The organism is Sodalis praecaptivus, from assembly GCF_000517425.1.
In the GTDB taxonomy this organism is placed as follows: Bacteria; Pseudomonadota; Gammaproteobacteria; order Enterobacterales; family Enterobacteriaceae; genus Sodalis_A; species Sodalis_A praecaptivus.
In genome coordinates this window covers 3,010,017-3,033,614 of record NZ_CP006569.1, presented here as the reverse complement: position 1 = coordinate 3,033,614, position 23,598 = coordinate 3,010,017, and the positions used below count along the sequence as shown (strand labels likewise).

The window sequence follows — 23,598 nt, the reverse complement described above, 5'->3', positions numbered from 1 at the left end:
GGCCGACCGGAGTCTTTAATGATACAGGATCGCAATTTCGACGATATCGCCGAAAAATTCGCGCGCAACATCTACGGCACCACGAAAGGAAAGATCCGCCAGGCGGTCTTATGGCAAGATCTTCAGGGCCTGCTGGCGCAACTGCCCCAGCGGCCGCTGTCCATTTTGGACGCCGGCGGCGGCGAAGGACGCATGGCCGCCCAACTGGCGGCGCTGGGACACGAGGTGGTGCTGTGCGATCTGTCGGCGCAAATGATAGACCGCGCGCAACAGCAGGCGATAGCGCTGGGGGTGGAGCGGCGCTTTCGCTGCGTACACGGCGCGATACAGGATATCGCAACGCATTTGGAAAGGCCGGCCGATCTGATATTGTGTCATGCGGTACTGGAATGGGTCGCGCAGCCCGAAGCGTTGTTGCAAATACTTAATCAGTGCCTGGCCGGGGATGGCGCGTTGTCATTAATGTTTTACAATAAACACGGCCTGGTGATGCGCAACATGCTGTTGGGCAATATGGCATTTGTCGCGGCCGGTATGCCGAAAAGGAAAAAACGGTCGTTGATGCCCGACCATCCTTGCGATCCCGACGACGTGTATCGCTGGTTGGGAAAAATGGGACTGCAGCCAATAGGCAAAAGCGGCGTGCGGGTGTTTCATGATTATCTGCAGAACAAACAGCAACAACAGGATGAATTTACCGCACTGCTGGCGATGGAACAACGCTATTGTCGGCAGGAGCCATTTATAAGTATGGGGCGTTATATCCACGTGATGGCGCGTAAACCCACCCTGAAGGACGCACTATGAGTGAATTTTCCCAGACTGTACCGGAACTGGTCGCCTGGGCCCGGAAGAATGATTTCTCACTATCGCTGCCTATTGACCGGCTGGCCTTTGTGCTGGCCATCGCCACGCTCAATAGCGAGCGCATGGATGGTGAAATGAGCGAAGGGGAATTGGTGGATGCGTTCCGTTACGTCAGCGAAGGGTTTGAACAGACTCAGGAAACCGTAACCGTACGCGCCAACAACGCCATCAATGATCTGGTGCGTCAGCGTCTGCTAAACCGTTTTACCAGCGAGCTGGCGGAAGGGAACGCCATTTACCGCCTGACGCCGCTCGGTATCGGCATTAGCGATTATTACATTCGCCAGCGCGAATTCTCCACACTTAGGCTGTCGGTCCAACTGTCCATTGTTGCGCAAGAATTAAAACGGGCGGCGGACGCGGCGGAAGAAGACGGCGACGAATTTCACTGGCACCGGCATGTGTTTGCGCCGCTGAAATATTCGGTGGCGGAAATTTTCGACAGTATCGATATGACTCAGCGCATCATGGATGAACAGCAGCAGGGGGTGAAACAGGATATTGCCGCGCTGCTTAATCAAGACTGGCGCGCCGCCATCTCCAACTGCGAATTATTGTTATCGGAAACCTCCGGCACGCTGCGCGAGCTGCAAGACACGCTGGAAGCGGCGGGGGACAAGCTTCAGGCCAACCTGCTGCGCATCCAGGATGCGACCCTGAACCATGACGAACTGCAATTCGTCGATAAACTGGTGCTGGATCTGCAAAATAAGCTGGATCGGATTATTAGTTGGGGCCAACAGGCGATCGATCTGTGGATTGGCTATGACCGGCACGTACACCGCTTTATCCGCACCGCCATCGACATGGATAAGAACCGCGTCTTCGCCCAGCGCCTGCGCCAGTCGGTGCAGAACTATTTTGACGCCCCCTGGGCGCTGACCTACGCCGATGCCGATCGGCTGATGGACATGCGCGATGAAGAGCTGGCGCTGCGCAATGACGAGGTGACCGGTGAGTTGCCGCCGGATATGGAGTACGAAGAGTTCAACGAGATCCGCGAGCAGATTGCGGCGATGGTGGACGAAGCGCTAGGGGTGTACAAGCAGCAGCTGCTGCCGCTCGACCTTGGCGCCGTCATGCGCGATTACCTGGCGCGTTATCCGCGCTCACGCCATTTCGACGTGGCGCGCATCGTGGTCGACCAGGCGGTGCGCCTGGGCGTGGCCAGGTCAGATTTTACAGGGTTACCCGCCCACTGGCAGGTAATCAACGATTTTGGCGCTAAGGTACAGGCCCATGTCATCGATGAGTATTGAAGAAAGTCTGCCGGTAAAACTGGCGAAAGCGCTGTCCAACCCGTTATTTCCGGCCCTGGACAGCCAGCTGCGCTCCGGCCGCCATATCGGCATTGAAGAGTTGGATAATCATGCCTTTCTGATGGATTTCCAGGAGGAACTGGAGGGCTTCTACCGCCGCTACAATGTGGAGCTGCTGCGCGCGCCGGAAGGGTTCTTTTATCTGCGCCCGCGTTCTACCACTTTGATACCGCGCTCGGTGTTATCGGCGCTGGATATGATGGTCGGCAAAATCCTCTGCTATTTGTATCTGAGCCCTGAAAGACTGGCCCATGAAGGCATCTTCAGCCAGCAGGAACTGTACGATGAACTGCTGAGCCTGGCCGATGAGAACAAACTGCTGAAGCTGGTGAACCAGCGTTCCACCGGTTCGGATCTGGACAGGCAAAAGTTGCAGGAGAAAGTGCGCGCCTCCCTTCACCGCCTGCGCCGGTTGGGTATGGTCTGGTTTATGGGCAATGACGCCAGCAAATTCCGTATTACGGAATCGGTTTTCCGCTTCGGCGCCGATGTGCGCGCCGGCGATGATCCGCGCGAAGCGCAACTGCGGATGATTCGCGACGGTGAGGCGATGCCGCTGGAGAACGCTCTGTCGCTCGGCGATGACCAAGATGAAAACGATGAAAATGAGGCGCTTGCCGACGAAAGCGCGGATGGCCCCGAGGATGAACAGGCATGATTGAACGCGGCAAATTCCGCTCACTGACGCTGGTCAACTGGAACGGCTTTTTCGCCCGGACTTTTGATCTAGATGCATTGGTCACCACCCTGTCCGGCGGTAACGGCGCGGGTAAATCTACCACCATGGCGGCGTTTATTACCGCCTTGATCCCGGATTTAACCTTGCTGCATTTTCGTAATACCACCGAAGCCGGCGCTACCAGCGGCTCGCGCGATAAGGGGCTGCACGGCAAGCTGCGCGCCGGGGTGTGCTACTCGGCGCTAGAGGTCGTCAACTCCCGCCACCAGCGCGTGCTGGTCGGCGTACGCCTGCAGCAGATAGCCGGCCGCGATCGCAAAGTGGACATCAAGCCGTTCATGATCCAGGGGCTGCCGGTGAAAATAACCCCCACCGAGATCCTGACGATGACGGTGGGCGATCGCCAGGCGCGCGTGCTGCCGCTGCAAGAGCTTAAAGAGCGGGTTGAAGCTATTGAAGGCGTGCTGTTCAAGCAGTTCAACTCCATTACCGACTATCACTCGCTGATGTTCGATCTTGGCGTAGTCCCGCGCCGGCTGCGCTCCAGCGCCGATCGCAGCAAATACTACCGCTTGATCGAGGCGTCGCTGTACGGCGGTATTTCCAGCGCGATCACCCGGTCGCTGCGCGATTATTTGCTGCCGGAAAACAGCGGCGTGCGTAAGGCGTTTCAGGACATGGAGGCGGCGCTGCGCGAAAACCGCCTGACGCTTGAGGCCATTCGCGTCACGCAATCGGATAGAGACTTGTTCAAACATCTGATATCCGAAGCCACCGCGTACGTGGCGGCGGATTATATGCGCCACGCCAACGAACGGCGCCTGCATCTGGACGATGCCCTGACGCTGCGCCGCGACCTGTACGCCAGCCGTAAGCAGCTGGGCTCCGAGCAGTATCGCCACGTCGATATGGCCCGGGAGCTGTCGGAAATCAGCGGCGGCGAATCAGATTTGGAAACCGATTACCAGGCCGCCAGCGATCACCTGAATTTGGTGCAGACCGCGATGCGCCAGCAGGAAAAAATCGGCCGTTACCAGGAGGATTTGGAGGAGCTGACCTTCCGCCTGGAAGAACAGAATGAAGTGGTGGCCGAATCCGCCGAGCAGCAGCAGGAGAACGAAGCGCGGCTGGAGGCGGCCGAGCTTGAGGTGGATGAACTGAAAAGCCAGCTGGCGGATTATCAGCAGGCGCTGGACGTGCAGCAAACGCGCGCCATCCAGTATCAGCAGGCGCTACAGGCGCTGGACCGCGCCCGAGAGCTGTGCCAGCTTCCGGCGTTGGCCTGGGAAGACGCCGCGCCGGCGCTGGACATGTTCAAGGAGCGCGAACAGGAAGCGACCGAGCACCTGCTGAGTCTTGAGCAAAAAATGAACATGGCCGAGGCGGCCAGCAGCCGTTTTGAACAGGCCTATGGCTTGGTGGTGAAAATCGCCGGGCAGGTTAGCCGCAGCGACGCCTGGCAGACGGCCCGGGAGCTCCTCCGTGACGCCGCCGCGCAAAGCCACCAGGCGGAGCGGCTGCACGCGCTGCGCAGTCAGCTTAACGAGCTGGAGCAGCGGCTGCGCGAACAGCAGGACGCTGAACGGTTGCTGCAGGAATTTTGCCAGCGTATGGGCCAGGATTATCCCGCCGAGGCCCTCGACGCGGTGCAGCAGGAACTGGAGGCACGGGTCGAAACGCTGTCGAGGACGGTGTCCGAGGCCGGCGAGCGCCGCCTGACGCTGCGCCAGACGCTGGAGCAGACCACCGCCCGCATCGAAGAACTTACCGCGCGCGCGCCGGCCTGGCTGGCGGCGCAGGATGCCCTGACGGCGCTCAGTGAGCAAAGTGGCGAAGCGCTGACCAGCAGCCGCCAGGTGACGGATACCATGCAGCTCCTGCTGGAACGCGAGCGGGAAACCACCGTGGAACGCGACGAGGTCGCGGGACGCAAGCGGCGTATCGAGGCGCAGATCGAACGTCTCAGCCAGCCGGGCGGCACCGAGGATAGCCGCCTGACCGCGCTGGCCGAACGTTTCGGCGGCGTGCTGCTCTCGGAGATTTATGATGACGTGACGCTTGACGACGCGCCGTATTTTTCGGCGCTCTATGGCCCCTCCCGCCACGCGATTGTGGTACCGGATCTGTCGCGGGTGCGCGAACAGCTGGACGGTCTGGAGGATTGCCCGGACGACCTCTATTTAATTGAAGGGGATCCGCAGTCGTTCGATGATAATGTGTTCGGCGTGGAAGAGCTCCAGGGGGCGGTACTGGTCAAAGTGGCGGACCGTCAGTGGCGCTACTCGCGCTTTCCCGCGGTGCCGCTCTTCGGCCGCGCCGCGCGCGAAAGCCGGTTGGAAAATCTCACCGCCGAGCGCGATGTACTGGCGGAACGTTACGCCACGCTCTCGTTCGACGTGCAAAAAATTCAGCGTCAGCATCAGGCGTTCAGCCGCTTTATCGGCGCTCACCTGGCGGTGGCGTTCGAGGCGGATCCTGAAGCGGACATGCGCGCGCTCAACGCCCGGCGCGGCGAGTTGGAGCGTGAGCTTAGCGACCACCACGGGTCGAATCAGCAAAGCCGGCAGCAATACGATCAGGCGCGTGAGGGGCTGCAACTGCTCAACCGGCTTATCCCCCGGCTCGGTGTCCTGCTGGACGATCGGTTGCAGGACCGGCTGGAGACGGTACAGGCCGACTGGCAGGACGCGCAGGAGGCGGCGCGTTACTTGAGTCAGCACCAAAAAGCGCTGGATCAACTTGAGCCGCTGGCGGCGGTGCTGCAAAGCGACCCCGAGCAGCACGAACAATTACGTGCCGACTATGAACAGGCGCAGCAGACCCAGCGCCAGGCGCGGCAGCAGGCGTTTGCCCTAACAGAAGTCGTCCAGCGCCGCGCCCACTTTAGCTATTCCGATTCCGCCGGCATGCTGAGCGAGAATAGCGATCTGAACGATAAGCTGCGCCAGCGTCTGGAGCGCGCGGAGGCCGAGCGCAGCCAGGCGCGTGACGCGCTGCGCGCCCACCAGGCTCAGCTTACGCAGTTCAGCCAGGTACAAGCGTCGCTAAAAAGCTCTTACGAAGCCAAGCAGGATATGCTCAAGGAACTGATGCAGGAGCTCCACGACATCGGGGTGCAGGCCGACGCCAATGCGGAAGCGCGCGCCCGCGAACGCCGGGATCAGCTGCATATGGCCCTGAGTCAGAACCGCGGTCGCCGCAACCAGCTGGAAAAACAGCTGACGTTCTGCGAAGCGGAAATGGACGCTTTACAAAAAAAATTGCGCAAGCTGGAACGGGATTATTATCAAACCCGCGAACAGGTGGTCAGCGCCAAGGCCGGCTGGTGCGCGGTGCTGCGCCTGGTGAAGGAAAACGGCGTGGAGCGCCGCCTGCACCGTCGCGAGCTGGCCTATATGGAAGCCGAGGATCTGCGCTCCATGTCGGATAAAGCGCTGGGCGCGCTGCGCCTCGCGGTGGCGGATAACGAACATCTGCGTGATGTGCTGCGGCTGTCGGAAGACCCCAAGCGGCCGGAGCGCAAGATCCAGTTCTTTATTGCGGTTTACCAGCATCTGCGCGAGCGTATTCGTCAAGATATTATCCGCACCGACGACCCGGTGGAAGCCATTGAGCAGATGGAAATCGAGCTCAATCGCCTAACGGAAGAGTTGACCGCCCGCGAGCAGAAACTGGCCATCAGCGCCAAAAGCGTGGCCAACATTATCCGTAAAACTATCCAGCGCGAGCAGAATCGTATTCGCCTGCTCAACCAGGGGTTGCAGGCGGTCAGTTTCGGTCAGGTGAAGAGCGTGCGCCTGAACGTCAGCGTGCGCGAGGCCCATGCAACGCTGCTAGATGTGTTAAGCGAGCAGCAAGAGCAGCATCAGGACCTGTTCAGCAGTCAACGCCTGACGTTTTCCGAAGCGTTGGCCAAGCTGTATCAGCGGCTGAACCCGCAGATCGATATGGGGCAGCGCACGCCGCAAACCGTCGGTGAGGAACTGCTGGATTACCGCAACTATCTGGAAATGGAAGTGGAGGTCAACCGCGGCGCCGACGGCTGGCTGCGCGCGGAGAGTGGGGCGTTGTCCACCGGCGAAGCCATCGGTACCGGTATGTCGATTCTGGTGATGGTGGTGCAGAGCTGGGAAGAGGAGTCCAGCCGGCTGCGCGGCAAAGATATCTCCCCGTGCCGACTGTTGTTCCTGGATGAAGCCGCGCGGCTGGATGCCAAATCCATCGCCACGCTGTTCGAGCTGTGCGATCGTTTGCAGATGCAGCTTATTATCGCCGCGCCGGAAAATATCAGTCCGGAGAAAGGGACTACCTATAAACTGGTGCGTAAGGTATTCAACAATCAAGAGCATGTACACGTGGTGGGATTGCGCGGCTTTGGCGCCGAGCAGGCCGCGCCGCCGTCGACTGCCTTGACCGAGACCGACAGTCAGGCCGGCTGAGCTTTTTGACCGCGGGTAGGCCAGCGGTTGATTGCGTTGCTTGAGCCCGGTTGACCGCCGGCAGGTCGAGATCTCAGCCCCCGGCCGCATCTCGGCTGATGGCGGTGTTTAGCCGAAATCGGCCGTCCATGGGCAGCAGTGGCCGACGCCGATGGACTGTGGGCTGCGGTTGTCGACGCCGATTGACTGTGGGCTGCGTTTGCCGACGCCGATTGACTGTGGGCTGCGGTTGTCGACGCCGTTTGACTATGGGCTGCGTTTGCCGACGCCGATTGACTGTGGGCTGCGGTTGTCGACGCCGATGGACTGTGGGCTGCGGTTACCGACGCCGATTGACTATGGGCTGCGTTTGCCGACGCCGATTGACTATGGCTGCGGTTGTCGACGCCGTTTGAACAGGGGCAGCGGTTGTCCAGGCGAGTTGAACGCGGTCATTGCGTGTACCGACAGGCTCGCCATCCCGGTGCGCGCGCAAACCTGCTCTAACCCTTGCCGTTCGCCGTCGCGATGGCGCCCTGTATAGCCGCGCGACGGTCGGTAATGTCCCGCGCGCGTCCCGCTTATTGCTGCATCAGACTGCGGGGAGTGCGCCGGCCCGTCTTGCGCTGGCAGTGCCGCGCTTTTTCGTCCCGCCCGTTTCATGACCGCCGGTTATGCAGCCGTCTGCGGCAATAGCGTGACTCCCGCCTTAGACGGCGTTGATAGTGCGATGCAATGAAAACGATCCCGAGCTGATGACTCTTCAAGATAACCCCCTCGATTACCGCAGGTTCGCCGTGGTGTATGGCGTGCGTTGGCGCGCTTGAACGCTGTCGGCAACGCTTCGCGCCGTGCCGGAGAACTTCTCCATTTTAGGCGGCAATCAACCGCTGTCGGCGCATAGCGCCCACGCAGAGAGGGGCTCACTGGGCGTCGCGACGCGGGCCGGGTGAGGATACCGCCGAAGGCATAGCACAGGGAAAATGGTCAAAGGGTAACCGCTTCGCAGGGTTTCGCTTTGGTTTAGTGCGCAGATTTCCTTTTCTGCTTATATACTACGGTGAACAAGGTCAAAAAAAACATGATAAATTAACTGCTTCACTACAGGGGACACAGGATGTTAGTCACGAAATCTGCGTGGTTGCGCCGTGCGATGATGCGTTGCCTGCTGCTGACCGGTATCGCGTCGCTCTCCGGCCCCGCCTTTAGCGCGCCGGCCGCGCAAAGCCAGGGTGTTGGCGCCCCTTTGCCGGGAGAAATTTCCCCTGCTCATGTACAACCTTACTTTGCCCGCGAAATAGCGGCCCTTTACGCCGCGCGCCAGGATGCGCCGATGTGGCAGGACCGGGCCGCGGTGCGGCATTTTCAGCAGCAATTGGCGGAACTGGCGCTGTCGGGCGTCCAGCCGCAATTCACCACCTGGGCGCAGTGGCTCACGGATCCGCGTATTACCGGTCTGGCGCGGGATAAAATCTTGTCCGACGCTCTGCTGGGCTACCTGCAATTCACCAACGGCGTCGGCGCCAACGGCGAAAGATGGCTTTACGGCAATGCACCCTATACGCTGGCGCTGCCGCCGCGCGCGTTGATTGACCGCTGGCAGAATGCTTTGAACGACGGCAGGCTGGATGCCTTTATCAGCGGCCTGGTGCCGCAACATCCACAATACGCCAAAATGCATCAAGCGTTGAAAACCATTCTCGCCGATAACCACCCCTGGCCGCAGCTGACCGGCAACGCCAGCCTGCGTCCCGGCCAATTGAGCGATGATATTCCCGCGCTGCGCGAGATTTTGCGGCGTACCGGTATGCTCCAGCGCGGCGACGCCGCGCCGCAACCGACGGTAGATAACGCCCCGGCCACCACGCCTACCGCCTCGCAGCCTATTAGCCAGGAGCCGCCGTCGGCGGTGGTGAGCCCCGCCGCCGCGGAGCTCACGCCCACGCCCTCCAGCGATAATCCCACGGTGGTCGCCACGGTAGATGTGCAGGACAAGATGTATTCGCCCGATCTGGTGGCGGCGGTGAAACGTTTCCAAAGCTGGCAGGGGTTGGGCGCCGACGGTGTGATCGGCCGCCAGACGCGCAACTGGCTTAACGTTTCCCCGCAGACCCGGGTCACGCTGCTGGCGTTGAATATTCAGCGTTTGCGTCTGCTGAATAATCGCGTTAATACCGGCATCCTGGTCAATATTCCCAATTACTCCCTTGTTTACTATCAGCAGGGGGCAGAGGTGCTGTCCTCGCGGGTGATCGTCGGCCGCCCCAGCCGCAAAACGCCGCTGATGCGCAGTGCATTGAGCAGCGTGGTGCTTAATCCGCCGTGGAATGTGCCCAGTTCGCTGGTGCGTCAGGATATTCTGCCGAAAGCGCTGCGCGATCCGGGGTATTTGCCGCGCAACGACTTCACCATATTATCGGGCTGGAGTAGCGATGCCGCCGTGATCGACCCGGCCAATATAGATTGGAATATGGTCACGCCCAACCATTTTCCGTATCGTTTGCAGCAGGCGCCGGGGCCGAAGAACGCCTTGGGACGGTATAAATTCAATATGCCCAGCTCGGATGCCATCTATTTGCACGATACGCCCAACCATAATTTGTTCGGCCAAGATCAGCGCGCGCTGAGCTCAGGTTGTGTTCGGGTGAACAAGGCGGCGGTGCTGGCGAACATGCTGCTGCAAGATGCCGGCTGGGGCGACGCTCGCGTCAGTGCGACCCTAAAGCAGGGCAATACGACCTATGTGCCGATTCGCCATCAGATTCCGGTCAATCTGTTTTATCTTACCGCCTGGGTCGCGGACGACGGTAAACCGCAGTTCCGTACAGATATTTACAATTATGATACGCCCACCCAGAAGGGCGCCAGAAGCCTGCCGCAAGCGCAACGGCTGTTGCAATAAGCCGCTGAACGCCGGTGAATTTATGCGCGGGACCGATCGGGCGCCCGCGTAGACTACTTTGTGAGCTTTTGCAAATCCTGACGCTTGAGTGATTGACGTGGCCCACCCAGACGGTTATGGTTCGGGCGGTGCGCTATTGTGCATTTGTTCATCAACTCTGCCGACTGGTTACTTTGCCCATGGATCATATTAATCATCTACGCCGTCAACTGCTGGTGTTCGGAACGGCTGCCGCCGGGCTGGCGCTGCTTCCCGGCACCGCTTTCGCCACGCTCTCCACGCCCCGCCCGCGCATGCTTACCCTGAATAATTTGCATACGGGTGAAACGCTAAAAACGGAATTTTTCAATGGTAAAAGCTATGATCAAAGCGAGCTTAGCCGATTAAATCATTTTTTCCGCGATTTTCGCGCCAATAAGATCACCGAAATCGATCCGCAGCTTTTTGATCATCTTTATCGTCTGCAAACGGTGCTGCAAACCAGCAAGCCGGTGCAGCTTATTTCCGGTTATCGAACGGTACAGACCAATAATTCACTGCGGGCAAAAAGCGAGGGCGTGGCGAAGCACAGTTATCATACGCTGGGCAAAGCCATGGATTTCCATATTGAGGGCACGCCGCTTAGCATGATCCGTAAAGCGGCGCTCAAGCTGCGCATGGGCGGCGTGGGATACTATCCGCGCAGTAATTTCGTCCATATCGATACCGGGCCGGCGCGCACCTGGTAACGCGCCGCAATTCCTGTCAACACCGGCGCCGTTTCGCCGTATAATCGGGTGCAAAAGGTCAGACAGGATGCAGTATGAAATATCACATCATGCCGGTAACGGCATTCAGCCAGAATTGTTCTTTGGTTTGGTGCGAGCAGACCGGTGAAGCGGCGCTGGTGGATCCCGGCGGTGAAGCGCAGCGGTTGCGTCAGGAAGTCGCGGCGCTGGGCGTAACGGTAAAAGAAATATGGCTGACGCACGGTCATTTGGATCATGTCGGTGCCGCCAGCGAGCTCGCGGCGTTCTATCGCGTGCCCCTGGTCGGTCCCCATCGCGACGATGAACCGCTGCTGGCGAATTTGCCGGGGCAGTGCCAAATGTTTGGCGTGGAAAGCATTCCGCCCTTGGTGCCCGATCGCTGGCTTGCGGACGGCGATACGGTGAGCGTCGGGACATTGTCGTTTAGCGTACTGCATTGCCCCGGTCATTCACCGGGGCATGTGGTATTTTGGAACAAAGCGGCGAAGTTCATGTTGATGGGGGACGTGCTGTTCAATGGCGGCATCGGTCGTACCGACCTGCCGGGCGGCGATAGCGCGACGCTGATGCGTTCGATCCATCATCAGCTCATGCCGTTGGCGGATGACATTGCCTTTCTGCCCGGCCATGGCCCCATGTCGACGCTGGGCCACGAGCGCCGCACAAACCCTTTCCTGCAGTAGCCGTCGGTTAGCGCTTCATGGCGGTTGCTGCCGTTGCGCCAACCGCCATGACAGCGTCATCGTTTCACCCACCGACGCGCCGCCGGCGGCCGCTTCAGACAGCTCAACCGGCGGTTATAGCACCGCCACGATCGCTTCGCACAGCGGCGCCATGTTATCCGGCGTCATTCCGGCCACGTTGATGCGGCCCGAATTCACCACATAAATGCCCGATTGGTCCCGCAGCTTTAGCACCTGCTCCTGGGTCAGGCCGCTAAAGGAGAACATGCCGTTTTGCCGGTTGATAAAGCTAAAGTCCTGCCGCGCACCTTTGTCCAGAAGGGTGTTGACGAACAGTTGGCGCATACGCTGAATGCGCTCGCGCATACCGCTCAACTCCTGCTCCCACATGGCACGCAGCACGTCGTCGGCCAAAATGGTGGTGACAACGGCGGCGCCGTGCGCCGGCGGGTTGGAGTAATTGGCGCGAATGATGGCTTTCAACTGGCTGAAGGCGCGATCGGCAATCGCGCTGTCTGGCGCAATGAGAGTGCAGGCGCCGACGCGTTCATTATACAGGCCGAAATTTTTTGAAAAGGAGCTGCACACGATAAGCTCCTGATGCGCTTCGCAAAAAATCCGCAAACCCGCCGCATCTTCCTCCAGGCCGTGGGCGAAACCCTGATAGGCGAAATCGAACAGCGGCAGCCAGCCCTGTCGGGCCGACAGCGCCGCCAGTTCGCGCCATTGCTGTTCGGTGGGGTCGATGCCGGTCGGATTATGGCAGCAACCGTGGAACAAGACGACGTCGCCGGCCTGCGCCTGGCTTAGGGACGCCAACATTGCCGTAAAATCGAGCGTATGGGTGACGGCGTCATAGTAGGCGTAATCGCACACCGTCAATCCCGCCGCGCTAAACACGTTTTTATGGTTCGGCCAGCTAGGGTTGCTTACCCAAACGCGGCGCACGGCGGTATTGTGCGCCAGGAAATCCGCGGCCACGCGCAGGGCGCCGGTGCCGCCGGGGGTTTGCGCGCTGCGTGCCCGCGCGCTGGCGATAATATCGCTGTTGGCGCCGAACAAAAGGCGTTGCGTGCCCGCGGCGAAGGCGGCGATGCCGTCAATACTCAGATAGTTTTTGCTGGTCTCATTTTCCAGCAGCAGCGACTCCGCTTTTTTTACGCTGGTCAGCACCGGCGTATTACCGGTTTCATCTTTGTAAACGCCGATACCAAGATTGATTTTATTCGGGCGATCATCGGCGCGAAAGACATCCAGCAGGCCGAGAATCGGGTCCGCCGGTGCGACCGGGATTGATTCAAACATGGGAGAGGTGTCCAAACGTCACAGTGTGCGAAAAGTGCTATCAGGTTACCGTTACGAGAGCCCTTTGCCAACCGTTTACCGCACATTTTTCAACGGCACAAAAAAAAGAAGGCAGGGTATAAACCCTGCCTTCGCTATCCTGGTTTCAGCCGTAGAGGGCCGAAAGGGGATTAGAACTGGTAGACCAGACCCAGAGCAACGGTATCGCCGCTGCCGATGCCCAGCTGGTTGTCGTCATCAATCTGGTTGATGATATAGTCAACATAGGTGGACATGTTTTTGTTGAAGTAGTAAGTAGCGCCCACTTCAAAGTATTTGATCAGGTCAACATCGCCAATGCCTTCGATGTCTTTACCTTTCGACTGCACGTAAGCGACGGACGGACGCAGACCGAAGTCGAACTGATACTGAGCAACCAATTCAATCAGCTGGGTTTTGTTAGCAAAACCGGTCGCGTCAGCGCCATCAATTTGCAGATTGGCGTTGGAGATGTAGGTCGCGTTACGGGTTTCACCGTACATAGCGGCCAGGTAAACGTTGTTGGCGTCATATTTCAGACCGGCTGCCCACTGCTGAGCTTTTTCGCTGCCGTTAGCATAGTAAGCGCTTTGCTGAGCATCGGTACGGTCGGAAGATGCATAAGCACCGACGATAGCAACACCGATGGGGGAGGTGTAGCTGGTAGATGCGCCCCAGCCATCGCCGTTGGCGCGACGGATTTCGTCACGATCGTTCTTGCCTTGGTACTGTACGGCGAAATCCCAGCCGTCAACCAACCCGAAGAAGTTGGTGTTGCGGTAGGTTGCGACGCCGGTGGTACGACCCACCATGAAGTTGTCGCTGTAGCCGGAGTCACCGCCGAATTCCGGCAGCATGTCGGTCCAGCCGATAGCGTCATATACAACGCCGTAGTTACGGCCGTAGTCGAATGAACCGGCATCGCCAAATTTCAGACCGGCGAACGCCAGACGGGTTTTGTTGCCGTCCTGAGCGTCGACGCTGCTTTCGGAGTTGTTGCCCTGGAAGTTGTATTCCCACTGGCCGAAACCGGTCAGCTGGTCGGTAATCTGAGTTTCACCTTTGAAGCCGAGACGGGCATAAGTCTGGTCGCCGTCGCCGCCGTAGCTGTTGTCGCTGTGGGAGAAGTAGTGCAGGCCGACAGCCTTACCGTAGATGTCTAATTTATTGCCATCTTTGTTATACACTTCGGCCGCGTTAGCGGCACCGGCAGCCAATAAGGCCGGAATTACCACTGCAAGAAGATTGCGCTTCATCATTATTACTACCCTCATTGGTGTTATTCGGACACCTGCCACTGCCGCTAATAATTTCTTACGAAACATTATTGAGAGTTTGGTGTCTTCCTGTGTCTGCACGCAGTGTTCCATTCACAGAGTCGTTAATCTACCCCGAAAATGATACAAATGTCGTAATAATGTTTCATGAGGAAAAAATGTATGTCTAAATGTAATTTTTAGGGAACTTTGTGAGATATCTCTAACTTTAAAAAGAGAAAGGCCAGCAGAGCTGGCCTTGGTGACGTATATATATGTTTTTCTTATATTAAATGCCGAAATTTAGAAATTGGCATTGCGTGGACTTCGCGGGAAGGGTATTACATCACGAATATTTTGCATTCCTGTGACATAAACTATTAATCTCTCGAAACCTAATCCAAAACCTGCATGCGGAACGGTTCCATAGCGGCGCAAGTCACGATACCACCAGTAATCTTCTTTGTTGAGGCCCATTTCGTCCAAACGCGCATCCAGCCTGTCTAAACGCTCTTCGCGCTGGGATCCGCCAATGATTTCGCCGATGCCCGGGGCCAGCACATCCATAGCGGCAACGGTTTTGCCATCGTCATTCATGCGCATGTAAAACGCTTTGATATCCTTGGGATAATTTTTCACTACTACCGGCGCTTTAAAATGTTTTTCCGCCAAATAGCGTTCATGTTCCGAAGATAAGTCAATGCCCCAGGAAACCGGATTTTCAAATGTCTGGCCACAGTTTTGCAAGATAGTCACCGCCTCGGTGTAGTCCACTTGCGCGAAATCTGCACTAATAAAGTGTTTCAGACGGTTTATCGCTTCCTTGTCGACCCGCTCGGCGAAGAATTGCATATCATCGGCGCGCTCGGTCAATACCGCCTGAAAGACATATTTGAGCATCGCTTCCGCAAGACCGGCGGCATCCTCCAGGGTGGCGAAGGCCACTTCCGGTTCAACCATCCAGAATTCGGCGAGATGGCGGCTGGTATTGGAATTTTCCGCCCGGAACGTTGGACCGAATGTGTAGATTTTTGACAGGGCGCAGGCGTAACTTTCACCGTTCAACTGGCCGGAAACGGTTAAAAAGGCCTCTTTGCCAAAGAAATCTTCATCGTAATTGACTTTGCCATCGGCCGTGCGCGGTATATTTTCCAGATCGAGAGTGGAAACGCGGAACATTTCGCCGGCGCCTTCGGTATCGGAGGCGGTAATCAAAGGTGTCGACACCCAGAAAAAACCCTTCTCGTCCATAAAACGATGAATGGCCTGCGCCAGGGTGTGGCGGACTCGCGCCACCGCGCCAATCAGGTTGGTACGCGGGCGAAGATGGGCCACTTCGCGCAGATACTCCACGCTATGGCGCTTGGCGGCCATGGGATAAGTATCCGGATCGTCGACCCAGCCGAGCACCTCAACGGCCTGAGCCTGTATTTCGTAACGCTGACCGCCCCCTAAGGATTCCACTACCCGGCCGGTAACCGATACCGAGCAGCCGGTGGTCAGGCGTAGAATGTCGTTCTGATAATTGGGCAGAGTATTATTAATGACGGCCTGTAAAGGATCGAAGCAGGAACCGTCATAGACGGCAAGAAAGGAGATTCCGGCTTTGGAATCTCGGCGGGTACGCACCCAACCCTGTACAGTGACTTCACTGTCAGCCGGCATGCGCCCTTGCAGTACATCGACTACAGGCACTACGCTCATAAAATACTCTCTTACTCAGTTAAAATAGGAAAAGGCCGTGAGTCCGCTAACGGACCATAATATGTTACTTGGCGGCGGCAAGACCACAAGGGGAAATCGCATATTTCTGGCGGCGATGGTGTCTAGGCGGGAAATGAGGGTGGAAACGGGTGTTAAAACGCGCCATCGCGCCGTCTCCGCCGACGCTTTCGCATCAATCACGGGTGAACGGAAAATGCCTGCCGCGGCTTGGCGAAAGACTCAACCCACCTTTTGCCCGGTGCAAAACGGGGAACAACCCCATACCCGCCGCGGCTTGACCGGCGGTTCAACTGGCCTTTTTAACCACCAGCGGCACGTCGAACGCTTTACGCAGGGCGCGAACAAAGGCTTTATCGTGACAGATCGTTTTCCCGGGGCTGTCCGAGAGCTTCGCCACCGGTTTACCGTTGCACTCTACCAGTTTGATGACAATATTCAGCGGCTTCACGGCGGGGATATCGCAGCTCAGCCGGGTGCCGATGCCAAAAACGAGATTGACGCGCTGCCAGAAATGGCGGTACAGCATCAGCGCCTTGTCAAAATCGAGACTGTCGGAAAACACCAGCGTTTTGCCGAGCGGATCGATACCCAGCCGTTCATAATGCGCAATGGCCTTCTCGCCCCATTCTACCGGGTCGCCGGAGTCGTGCCGCAGACCCTGATAGGCATGGGCAAACGCCGGCCCGAAATCGCGTAAAAAGGCATCCATGGTGATACAGTCGGTGAGCGCGATCCCCAACTGGTCGGGGTATTCGTCCAGCCAGGCCTGCAGGGCGGCGCGCTGGCTGTTGGCCAGATCGGGGCTTATCTGCTGATGCGCCTGAAACCATTCATGCGCCTGGGTGCCGACCGGCGGCAGGCCGCATTCCCGCGCCAGTTGGTAATTGCTGGTGCCGATAAGGTAGGGAAACGTCCGCTGTAGTTCAGCAACCACCTCAAACTGAACCTGGCGCGAGAAGCGGCGGCGGGTGCCGAAATCCATTAGCTTGAAGCGGGACAGGTCGACATCCGCGCTAATCTGGCGAAAATAGCGCAGCTTCTGCTGCAACTGCGCCACCGCGGCGGCGGGGGCGATGTGCGGCGAGCGGCGGCGGTGCACCACTTCGCTTATTACCGCCAGCAGCGGCACTTCCCATAAAATGACGTCGCGCCAGGGGCCGGTAATGCGAATATCGAGTTTGCCGTGATGATTGCGTACGCGCACCTGGCTCGGGTCAAAGCGGAACTGGCGCAGCCAGTTAAGATAGTCGCTTTGAAAAAACGGCAGTTCGCGCAGGTAGGCAAACTCCTCCTGGTCCAATTTCAGACTACGCATCATCTCAATCTGGGCACTAATGTCGGCGGCGTATTCCCCCAGCAGATCGTCCCCGCGGCAGCGGAACTCCGCGCTCACCGTCACATCGAAATAGCGATGAAAAACGGCCTGCTGCATATGGAATTTATAGGCATCAGTGTCGAGTATCGACGTTAAAATCGGATCGGTAGCAACATTCATGGTGCGTTCAAGCATCCTTTTACGACATCTCATCTCAGTCGGATAAGGGGTAACGGCCATGAAAAGCCGCGTTATCCTATAAGTGTAGTCACATCAGAGCACAGTTGGCGTGATAACGTCGGGACCAAACGTGCCGTCCCGCGGGTTAGTCGCCCGGTCATTAGGCGGGTTTTACCGCCCGCCCGCGCTGTTTTTTGCGCGAACGCTGCATTTTAGCGCGCTTGCCGGGCTTTACAATGGCAACCTGCCGCTAACAGGAATAGACTTAACGGCAGAAATCGACACTGATGCCTAAAGGTTAACTATGACGCAACAGCCGCAAGCCAAGTACCGCCATGATTATCGTGCGCCGGATTATACGATTACCGATATCCACCTGGATTTTGATCTGGAGGCCGAAAATACCACCGTTACGGCAACCAGCACCGTCGTGCGTCAGGGCCAGGCCGGCGCGCCCTTGCTGCTCAACGGCGAAGATTTACGCCTACTGAGTTTGCGGGTGGACGACCAGGAATGGACGCATTATCGTCTGGACGCCCCGGGATTGGTCATTGAGCAGTTGCCCGCCACCTTTACCTTGACTATCAAAACGCTGATCCATCCCGCCAATAATACCGCCCTGGAAGGGCTTTACCTTTCCGGCGACGCGCTCTGTACCCAATGCGAGGCGGAAGGTTTCCGCCATATTACCTTTTATCTGGACCGTCCGGATGTTCTGGCCCGGTTCACCACGCGCATTTTGGCGGATAAGCAACGCTATCCGTTCCTGCTCTCCAACGGCAACCGTATTGATTACGGGGATAACGGCGATGGCCGGCATTGGGTCATCTGGGAAGATCCTTTTCCAAAACCGTGTTACCTCTTTGCGCTGGTGGCGGGGGATTTTGATGTGTTGCGCGACAGCTTTACCACCCGCTCCGGCAGGGAGGTCGCGCTGGAGCTGTTTGTCGATCGCGGCAACCTGGATCGCGCCGACTGGGCGATGGCGTCACTCAAGCGCGCCATGCGCTGGGACGAAACCCGCTTCGGTCTTGAGTATGACCTGGATATCTATATGGTGGTGGCGGTCGATTTCTTCAATATGGGCGCCATGGAGAATAAAGGGCTCAACGTCTTTAACGCCAAATATGTGCTGGCCCGGGCGCAAACCGCCACCGATGTGGATTATCTCAATATCGAACGGGTCATCGGCCATGAATATTTCCATAACTGGACCGGCAATCGCATTACCTGCCGCGACTGGTTCCAACTGAGTCTGAAAGAGGGCCTGACCGTATTCCGCGATCAGGAGTTCAGTTCGGATATCGGCTCGCGCGCCGTCAATCGCATTAACAATGTACGCGTGATGCGCAGCGCGCAGTTCGCCGAAGACGCCAGCCCGATGGCGCACCCCATTCGTCCCGATAAAGTGATTGAAATGAATAACTTTTACACCCTGACGGTGTATGAGAAGGGCGCCGAAGTGATCCGTATGCTGCATACCCTGCTGGGGGAGGAAAAATTCCAGGCCGGGATGCGCCGCTACGTTTCCCGCCACGACGGCAGCGCCGCCACCTGCGAAGATTTCGTCGTCGCGATGGAGGAGGCCGGCGATATCGATTTGACGCTGTTCCGCCGCTGGTACAGCCAGTCGGGAACGCCGCTGGTGACGGTGCGCGACGATTATAATGCTGAGCTGGAGCAATACACTCTGCACGTGACGCAGATGACGCCGCCGACGCCGGACCAGCAGGAAAAACAGGCGCTGCATATTCCGTTGGATATCGAACTGTACGATAACCACGGACAGGTCATCCCGCTACAGCACGCCGGCGCGCCGGTCAATTCGGTGTTGAACGTGACCGAAAGCGTCCAGACGTTTATTTTCGATCATGTCCCGTCGCTGCCCATCCCCTCGCTGCTGCGTGAATTCTCCGCGCCGGTGAAGCTGGATTATCCCTATAGCGATCAGCAATTGATTACCCTGATGCGTTTCGCCACCAGCGATTTCTCCCGCTGGGACGCGGCGCAAAGCCTGCTGTCTATCTACATCCGCTTGAACGTGGCCCGCTATCAGGAGGGGCAGCCGCTGACGCTGCCGCTGCATGTGGCTGACGCGTTCCGCGGTATTCTACTTGATCCCGCGCTGGATCCGGCGCTGGCGGCGCAAATACTGACGCTGCCGAGCGAGAATGAAATGGCCGGTTTGTTTGATAGCGTGGATCCGGTAGCGATTCACAGCGTGCATGACGCGTTGACCAGCTGTCTGGCGAACGAGCTTGGCGATGAACTGTTAGCGGTCTACCGCGCCAGCCCCTCTGGTGAGTATCGGGTGGAGCACCGTGATATCGGCCTGCGCGCGCTGCGCAACTGCTGCCTGCACTATCTGGCGTTTGGCGATCGCGATCGTGCGGTTCGTCTTACCACCGAGCAATACTATCAGGCCGACAACATGACCGACACGCTGGCGGCAATGGCGGCGGCGGTGGCGGCACAGTTACCCTGCCAGGCCACGCTGCTGGCGGAGTTCGACCAGCGCTGGCACCACGACGGTTTGGTCATGGACAAATGGTTCAGCCTGCAAGCGACCAGTCCGGCGGAGGACGCGCTGGATCATGTCAAATCGCTGCTTACCCATCGCGCCTTTAGCCTGAATAATCCCAATCGCGTTCGGGCGCTTATCGGCGCGTTCGCCGCCAATAATCCGGCGGCGTTCCATGCGGCGGACGGTAGCGGTTACGCCTTTTTGGTCGAGATCCTGACCGAGTTGAATACCCGCAATCCCCAGGTTGCTTCGCGGATGGTTGAGCCCTTGATTCGGCTCAAGCGCTATGATGCGCCGCGTCAGCGCCTCATGCGCGCGGCGCTGGAGCAACTCAAGGCGCTGGAGAATCTCTCCGGGGATCTGTTTGAGAAAATAACCAAGGCGCTGGCCGACGCTTAAGCCGCGGAGGTCATTGGCGCTCCACGGCCGGCGCCGCACGGTTTTTGCCGGCGATAGATAGTCACGGTTGGCCGGCGGGGGCGCAGTATGGCAGCCCGCCTCGGCGCAGCGCGGTCGGCGGGGAGGACTGGCGAAAACGGGCTATCGTCGCGCGCCAACGCGCCGTCGTTCGCAGGGCATCCGCAGGGGTGCCCTTTTTTTGCGGCCATCATTGATTCCCTTTCCCGCGCCGATGATTGATAATACCGCCCCGGTTGCAACCGGGAATCAGGAGACCTCATGTTATATCCGCTTATCAAGCAGGCATTGTTCCAGCTCGACCCGGAACGGGCCCATGAATTGACTTTTCGGCAGCTTAAGCGCATTACCGGCACTCCGCTGGAATGGCTGGTGCGCCAATCGGTACCAACCAAAACCGTCAACTGTATGGGTATCGCTTTCAAAAACCCCCTTGGGCTGGCCGCAGGATTGGATAAAGACGGTGATTGCATCGACGCGCTTGGCGCCATGGGCTTCGGTTTTATTGAAGTGGGCACGGTCACGCCTCGCGCGCAGCCCGGCAATGAAAAGCCGCGTTTGTTCCGTCTGGTGAAGGCTGGCGGCTTGATAAACCGTATGGGCTTTAATAACCACGGGGTCGACAACCTGGTGGAGAACGTCAAAAAATCCCATTTCGGCGGCGTGCTGGGCATCAATATCGGGAAAAATAAAGATACGCCGGTGGAGCAGGGCAAGGATGATTATCTGATCTGCATGGAGAAGGTCTATCCTTACGCCGGTTATATCGCGGTGAATATTTCATCCCCCAATACGCCCGGGCTGCGCACCCTGCAATTTGGCGCGGCGCTGGATGATCTGTTGTCGGCGATAAAAAATAAGCAGGCGGTGCTGCAAGCCTACCATCACAAATATGTGCCGGTGGCGGTAAAAATAGCCCCCGACATGAGCGAGGCAGAATTGATCCAGGTTGCCGATAGTTTGGTGCGCCATAATATCGACGGCGTTATCGCGACCAATACCACTACGGGCCGGGAGCTGGTGCAGGGCCTGGACCATAGTGCCCAAACCGGTGGTCTGAGCGGCCGGCCGCTGCAATTGCGCAGTACGGAAGTTATCCGACAATTGTCCGCTGAGTTACAAGGTAAATTACCGATTATCGGGGTCGGTGGTATCGATTCGCTTATCGCGGCCAGGGAAAAAATGGCGGCCGGCGCTTCGCTTATTCAGATCTATTCGGGCTTTATTTTCCATGGTCCGCGCTTGATAAAGGATATTGTCAGCGATATTTAGCCAATCTTGACAAAATAATGGGGGCTGGAGGCATATTTCTTATCCAGCCTCGTTTATCTTTTATTCGTTTACTGCTAATTTAAGATCAATTAAATTTCCGGCTCTGCAGGTGACGCTTGCCGGATAGCGACCAGGCCCTGAATTGGCGACGTGATAAAAGGTAAATGGATGAAGATCACCCCTGGCGATAACTGGCATTGGTTTTTCGATGCTGAACACGACCGTATGATGCTTGATCTGTCGGAAGGCTTGGTATTCCGTTCGCGCTTTTGCGCGAAAATGCTGACCCCTGATGCGTTCGAGCGCACGCGATTTTGCGTTGACGACGCCGCGCTTTATTATCAATTTGAGGATAAAAGCCGGGCGTTGCCGCTCAACGATGCCCTGCGCGCTGAACTGGTGCTCAATGCGCTGGTGGCGTTGCGCTTTTTAAAGCCGCAAATGCCCAAGAGCTGGCATTTTCAAACGCAGCATACGACGGACGCCTGGCAACCCCAAGAGGGGGACAGCGTGTTGGTTTGCGTGAGCGACGGCGGCGAACGGGCGCGATTGCTTATCGCCGAGGCCGGCGACAACGCCAGCCTGTGCGTGCTGGCGCAACCCTGTCTGACGCTGGCCGGCCGCCGCATGGCTCTAGGCGACGCGATAAAAATTATGCATGACCGGCTTCAACCGGCGCCGCGCCAGGACGATTTGCAGTTCGCGACGGCGGTATAAGACCCGGTCAGGCTGACGAAAGCGTCAGCGGTCCCAGGCCGCTGGCGCGATGGCTATTCCAGATGGACATCGCCGCGCGGTAGGCAACTGCAAGAGAGGATCCACGGCGCCGATGCCGTCGCGCTGCCGGTCAGCGGCGCAACGTCACCCGACAATAATTTCACCTTGCAGGTGCCGCAAATGCCGGCCCGACAGGAGTAGGGGATGCGTATGCCCTGCAGCTCCAACTGCTCCAATAAGATATCCCGTTGGTTGCCGATAAATTGCCGGCCCTGATACACAATGGTCACCGGCGCGTCGGCGGCCTGGGGCGGCGGCGTGGCTACGCTTGCGGGGCTGGCGGCGCGATAGCGACGCGGCTTACGGGTGCTAAGGACCTCGACGTTGTCGCCGACCCGCACGATACCGGTGGTGCGGGCGATCACATTCTGGCCGAAATCGACTGTACCGTCGTCGGCACTGCGATAGCCTTGTAAGGTGCGCAGCGGCTCACCCCCAGGATGTTTATGGCCCTGTTCCACGTTGACCGTGGTCAGAACGCAGCGGCTGCACGGCTTTACCACTTCAAACTCGACCTCGCCAATACGCAGACGATGCCAGCTATCTTCCGCATACGCTTCGGTGCCGGTCACCACCAGATTCGGCCGAAACTGGCTCAGGGTGACGCCCGCCGGGCAGCGGCGCTGTAAATCCAAAAAGGACGCTTCGCTTATCAGAAGATAGGGATAGCCGTCGGCGAACGACAGCGGGACGGCCGGGAAGCGTTTCACCCGCCTGTGGCTATGCTCGCCCGTCCAGCAGAGGGTAACCGGCTGTTCAAGATAGCCGGAAAACCAGGTATTGATGGTCTCCGGCGCCGGATAAGCGGTAAAATGATTCCCCCAGACCTCAACCGGCTGCGCCGGCGCGGAAAAATCGGTAAAACGCACGTGGCGGCTTTGCCCGTCGGGGGCGGTAAGGTGCAGCCCGCCAGGCAGCATTACCGGGGTGAATAATAACATCTGCGGATACTGCCGGGCGGTGATAAAGGCGCCGTCGGCGTCGGTGAGCATAAAAACGCGATCAAACGCCAACCCTTCGGCGCCGGCCAGGGCGTGCGACAGCTGCAACCCGCGCATTGATTTCACCGGATGCACATATAAACGCGATAAAATACTCATTCTGCCTCCGTGCCGTTTGTGATGACGGTCAACTTTATGACAATGGGGCAGGATTGGCTATAATGCGCAACGATTTTCTTTTTAATTAATAA

At 58.1% G+C, this 23,598-nt stretch carries 16 protein-coding genes; 11 read left to right on the top strand and 5 right to left on the bottom strand.

The window, feature by feature from the left end:
* Positions 1-21 precede the first annotated feature (21 nt).
* The 8 genes from cmoM (at position 22) to SANT_RS13335 (ending at position 11,617) form a co-directional block, all read left to right on the top strand.
* Complete coding sequence (gene cmoM, locus SANT_RS13365) at positions 22-807, top strand: tRNA uridine 5-oxyacetic acid(34) methyltransferase CmoM (RefSeq protein WP_025422796.1); 786 nt, start codon at positions 22-24, stop codon at positions 805-807.
* A complete protein-coding gene (gene mukF / locus SANT_RS13360) occupies positions 804-2,126 on the top strand; it encodes a chromosome partition protein MukF (RefSeq protein ID WP_025422795.1) in 1,323 nt (440 codons plus the stop codon). Before cmoM ends, mukF begins: the two co-directional genes overlap by 4 nt.
* Entirely contained in the window at positions 2,107-2,844 is a 738-nt protein-coding gene (mukE, locus tag SANT_RS13355; RefSeq protein WP_025422794.1) for a chromosome partition protein MukE, read from the top strand. Before mukF ends, mukE begins: the two co-directional genes overlap by 20 nt.
* Positions 2,841-7,304, top strand: a complete 4,464-nt coding sequence (gene mukB / locus SANT_RS13350) for a chromosome partition protein MukB (protein WP_025422793.1) — start codon at positions 2,841-2,843, stop codon at positions 7,302-7,304. The genes mukE and mukB overlap by 4 nt, the downstream gene beginning before the upstream one ends.
* A gap of 151 nt (positions 7,305-7,455) precedes the next feature.
* Positions 7,456-7,827: a hypothetical protein gene (locus SANT_RS24175; RefSeq protein WP_148296292.1), complete on the top strand. Its 372-nt coding sequence runs from the start codon at positions 7,456-7,458 to the stop codon at positions 7,825-7,827.
* Between the two features lie 573 nt (positions 7,828-8,400).
* A complete protein-coding gene (gene ldtD / locus SANT_RS13345) occupies positions 8,401-10,185 on the top strand; it encodes a L,D-transpeptidase (RefSeq protein ID WP_071882026.1) in 1,785 nt (594 codons plus the stop codon).
* 179 nt (positions 10,186-10,364) lie between these two features.
* On the top strand, positions 10,365-10,913 hold the full coding sequence (locus tag SANT_RS13340) for a YcbK family protein (protein WP_025422791.1): 549 nt from the start codon (positions 10,365-10,367) through the stop codon (positions 10,911-10,913).
* A gap of 74 nt (positions 10,914-10,987) precedes the next feature.
* Positions 10,988-11,617, top strand: a complete 630-nt coding sequence (locus SANT_RS13335; protein WP_025422790.1) for an MBL fold metallo-hydrolase — start codon at positions 10,988-10,990, stop codon at positions 11,615-11,617.
* A 114-nt stretch (positions 11,618-11,731) separates the two neighbouring features.
* On the opposite strand, the gene SANT_RS13330 is transcribed toward SANT_RS13335, so the two are convergent.
* From SANT_RS13330 to pncB, 4 genes are all read right to left on the bottom strand, one after another.
* Positions 11,732-12,922 (bottom strand): amino acid aminotransferase, encoded by a 1,191-nt coding sequence (locus SANT_RS13330; RefSeq protein ID WP_025422789.1) that lies wholly within the window; start codon positions 12,920-12,922, stop codon positions 11,732-11,734.
* Between the two features lie 170 nt (positions 12,923-13,092).
* The gene (ompF, locus tag SANT_RS13325) at positions 13,093-14,199 is read right to left on the bottom strand and encodes a porin OmpF (protein ID WP_025422788.1); all 1,107 of its coding nucleotides are present in this window, start codon (positions 14,197-14,199) and stop codon (positions 13,093-13,095) included.
* Positions 14,200-14,499: 300 nt separating this feature from the next.
* Complete coding sequence (gene asnS / locus SANT_RS13320) at positions 14,500-15,900, bottom strand: asparagine--tRNA ligase (protein WP_025422787.1); 1,401 nt, start codon at positions 15,898-15,900, stop codon at positions 14,500-14,502.
* A gap of 307 nt (positions 15,901-16,207) precedes the next feature.
* Positions 16,208-17,431 (bottom strand): nicotinate phosphoribosyltransferase, encoded by a 1,224-nt coding sequence (pncB, locus tag SANT_RS13315; RefSeq protein ID WP_148296291.1) that lies wholly within the window; start codon positions 17,429-17,431, stop codon positions 16,208-16,210.
* A gap of 289 nt (positions 17,432-17,720) precedes the next feature.
* Between pncB and pepN the strand changes: the two genes are divergently transcribed.
* The 3 genes from pepN (at position 17,721) to SANT_RS13300 (ending at position 22,346) form a co-directional block, all read left to right on the top strand.
* Complete coding sequence (pepN, locus tag SANT_RS13310; RefSeq protein ID WP_025422785.1) at positions 17,721-20,339, top strand: aminopeptidase N; 2,619 nt, start codon at positions 17,721-17,723, stop codon at positions 20,337-20,339.
* A 279-nt stretch (positions 20,340-20,618) separates the two neighbouring features.
* Entirely contained in the window at positions 20,619-21,629 is a 1,011-nt protein-coding gene (gene pyrD, locus SANT_RS13305) for a quinone-dependent dihydroorotate dehydrogenase (RefSeq protein ID WP_025422784.1), read from the top strand.
* 168 nt (positions 21,630-21,797) lie between these two features.
* Positions 21,798-22,346 carry a cell division protein ZapC gene (locus SANT_RS13300; RefSeq protein ID WP_025422783.1) on the top strand — a complete coding sequence of 183 codons (549 nt, stop codon included), beginning with the start codon at positions 21,798-21,800 and terminating at the stop codon, positions 22,344-22,346.
* A gap of 53 nt (positions 22,347-22,399) precedes the next feature.
* On the opposite strand, the gene SANT_RS13295 is transcribed toward SANT_RS13300, so the two are convergent.
* Positions 22,400-23,506: a YcbX family protein gene (locus SANT_RS13295; RefSeq protein ID WP_025422782.1), complete on the bottom strand. Its 1,107-nt coding sequence runs from the start codon at positions 23,504-23,506 to the stop codon at positions 22,400-22,402.
* Positions 23,507-23,598: the final 92 nt, after the last annotated feature.

Bases quoted from the DNA above. Each gene is read 5' to 3' on its own strand.
- mukF (WP_025422795.1), top strand. From the start codon at position 804: ATGAGTGAATTTTCCCAGACTGTACCGGAACTGGTCGCCTGGGCCCGG.
- mukE (WP_025422794.1), top strand. From the start codon at position 2,107: ATGTCATCGATGAGTATTGAAGAAAGTCTGCCGGTAAAACTGGCGAAA.
- mukB (WP_025422793.1), top strand. From the start codon at position 2,841: ATGATTGAACGCGGCAAATTCCGCTCACTGACGCTGGTCAACTGGAAC.
- SANT_RS24175 (WP_148296292.1), top strand. From the start codon at position 7,456: ATGGACTGTGGGCTGCGGTTGTCGACGCCGATTGACTGTGGGCTGCGT.
- ldtD (WP_071882026.1), top strand. From the start codon at position 8,401: ATGTTAGTCACGAAATCTGCGTGGTTGCGCCGTGCGATGATGCGTTGC.
- SANT_RS13340 (WP_025422791.1), top strand. From the start codon at position 10,365: ATGGATCATATTAATCATCTACGCCGTCAACTGCTGGTGTTCGGAACG.
- SANT_RS13335 (WP_025422790.1), top strand. From the start codon at position 10,988: ATGAAATATCACATCATGCCGGTAACGGCATTCAGCCAGAATTGTTCT.
- SANT_RS13330 (WP_025422789.1), bottom strand. From the start codon at position 12,922: ATGTTTGAATCAATCCCGGTCGCACCGGCGGACCCGATTCTCGGCCTG.
- ompF (WP_025422788.1), bottom strand. From the start codon at position 14,199: ATGATGAAGCGCAATCTTCTTGCAGTGGTAATTCCGGCCTTATTGGCT.
- asnS (WP_025422787.1), bottom strand. From the start codon at position 15,900: ATGAGCGTAGTGCCTGTAGTCGATGTACTGCAAGGGCGCATGCCGGCT.
- pncB (WP_148296291.1), bottom strand. From the start codon at position 17,431: ATGCTTGAACGCACCATGAATGTTGCTACCGATCCGATTTTAACGTCG.
- pepN (WP_025422785.1), top strand. From the start codon at position 17,721: ATGACGCAACAGCCGCAAGCCAAGTACCGCCATGATTATCGTGCGCCG.
- pyrD (WP_025422784.1), top strand. From the start codon at position 20,619: ATGTTATATCCGCTTATCAAGCAGGCATTGTTCCAGCTCGACCCGGAA.
- SANT_RS13300 (WP_025422783.1), top strand. From the start codon at position 21,798: ATGAAGATCACCCCTGGCGATAACTGGCATTGGTTTTTCGATGCTGAA.
- SANT_RS13295 (WP_025422782.1), bottom strand. From the start codon at position 23,506: ATGAGTATTTTATCGCGTTTATATGTGCATCCGGTGAAATCAATGCGC.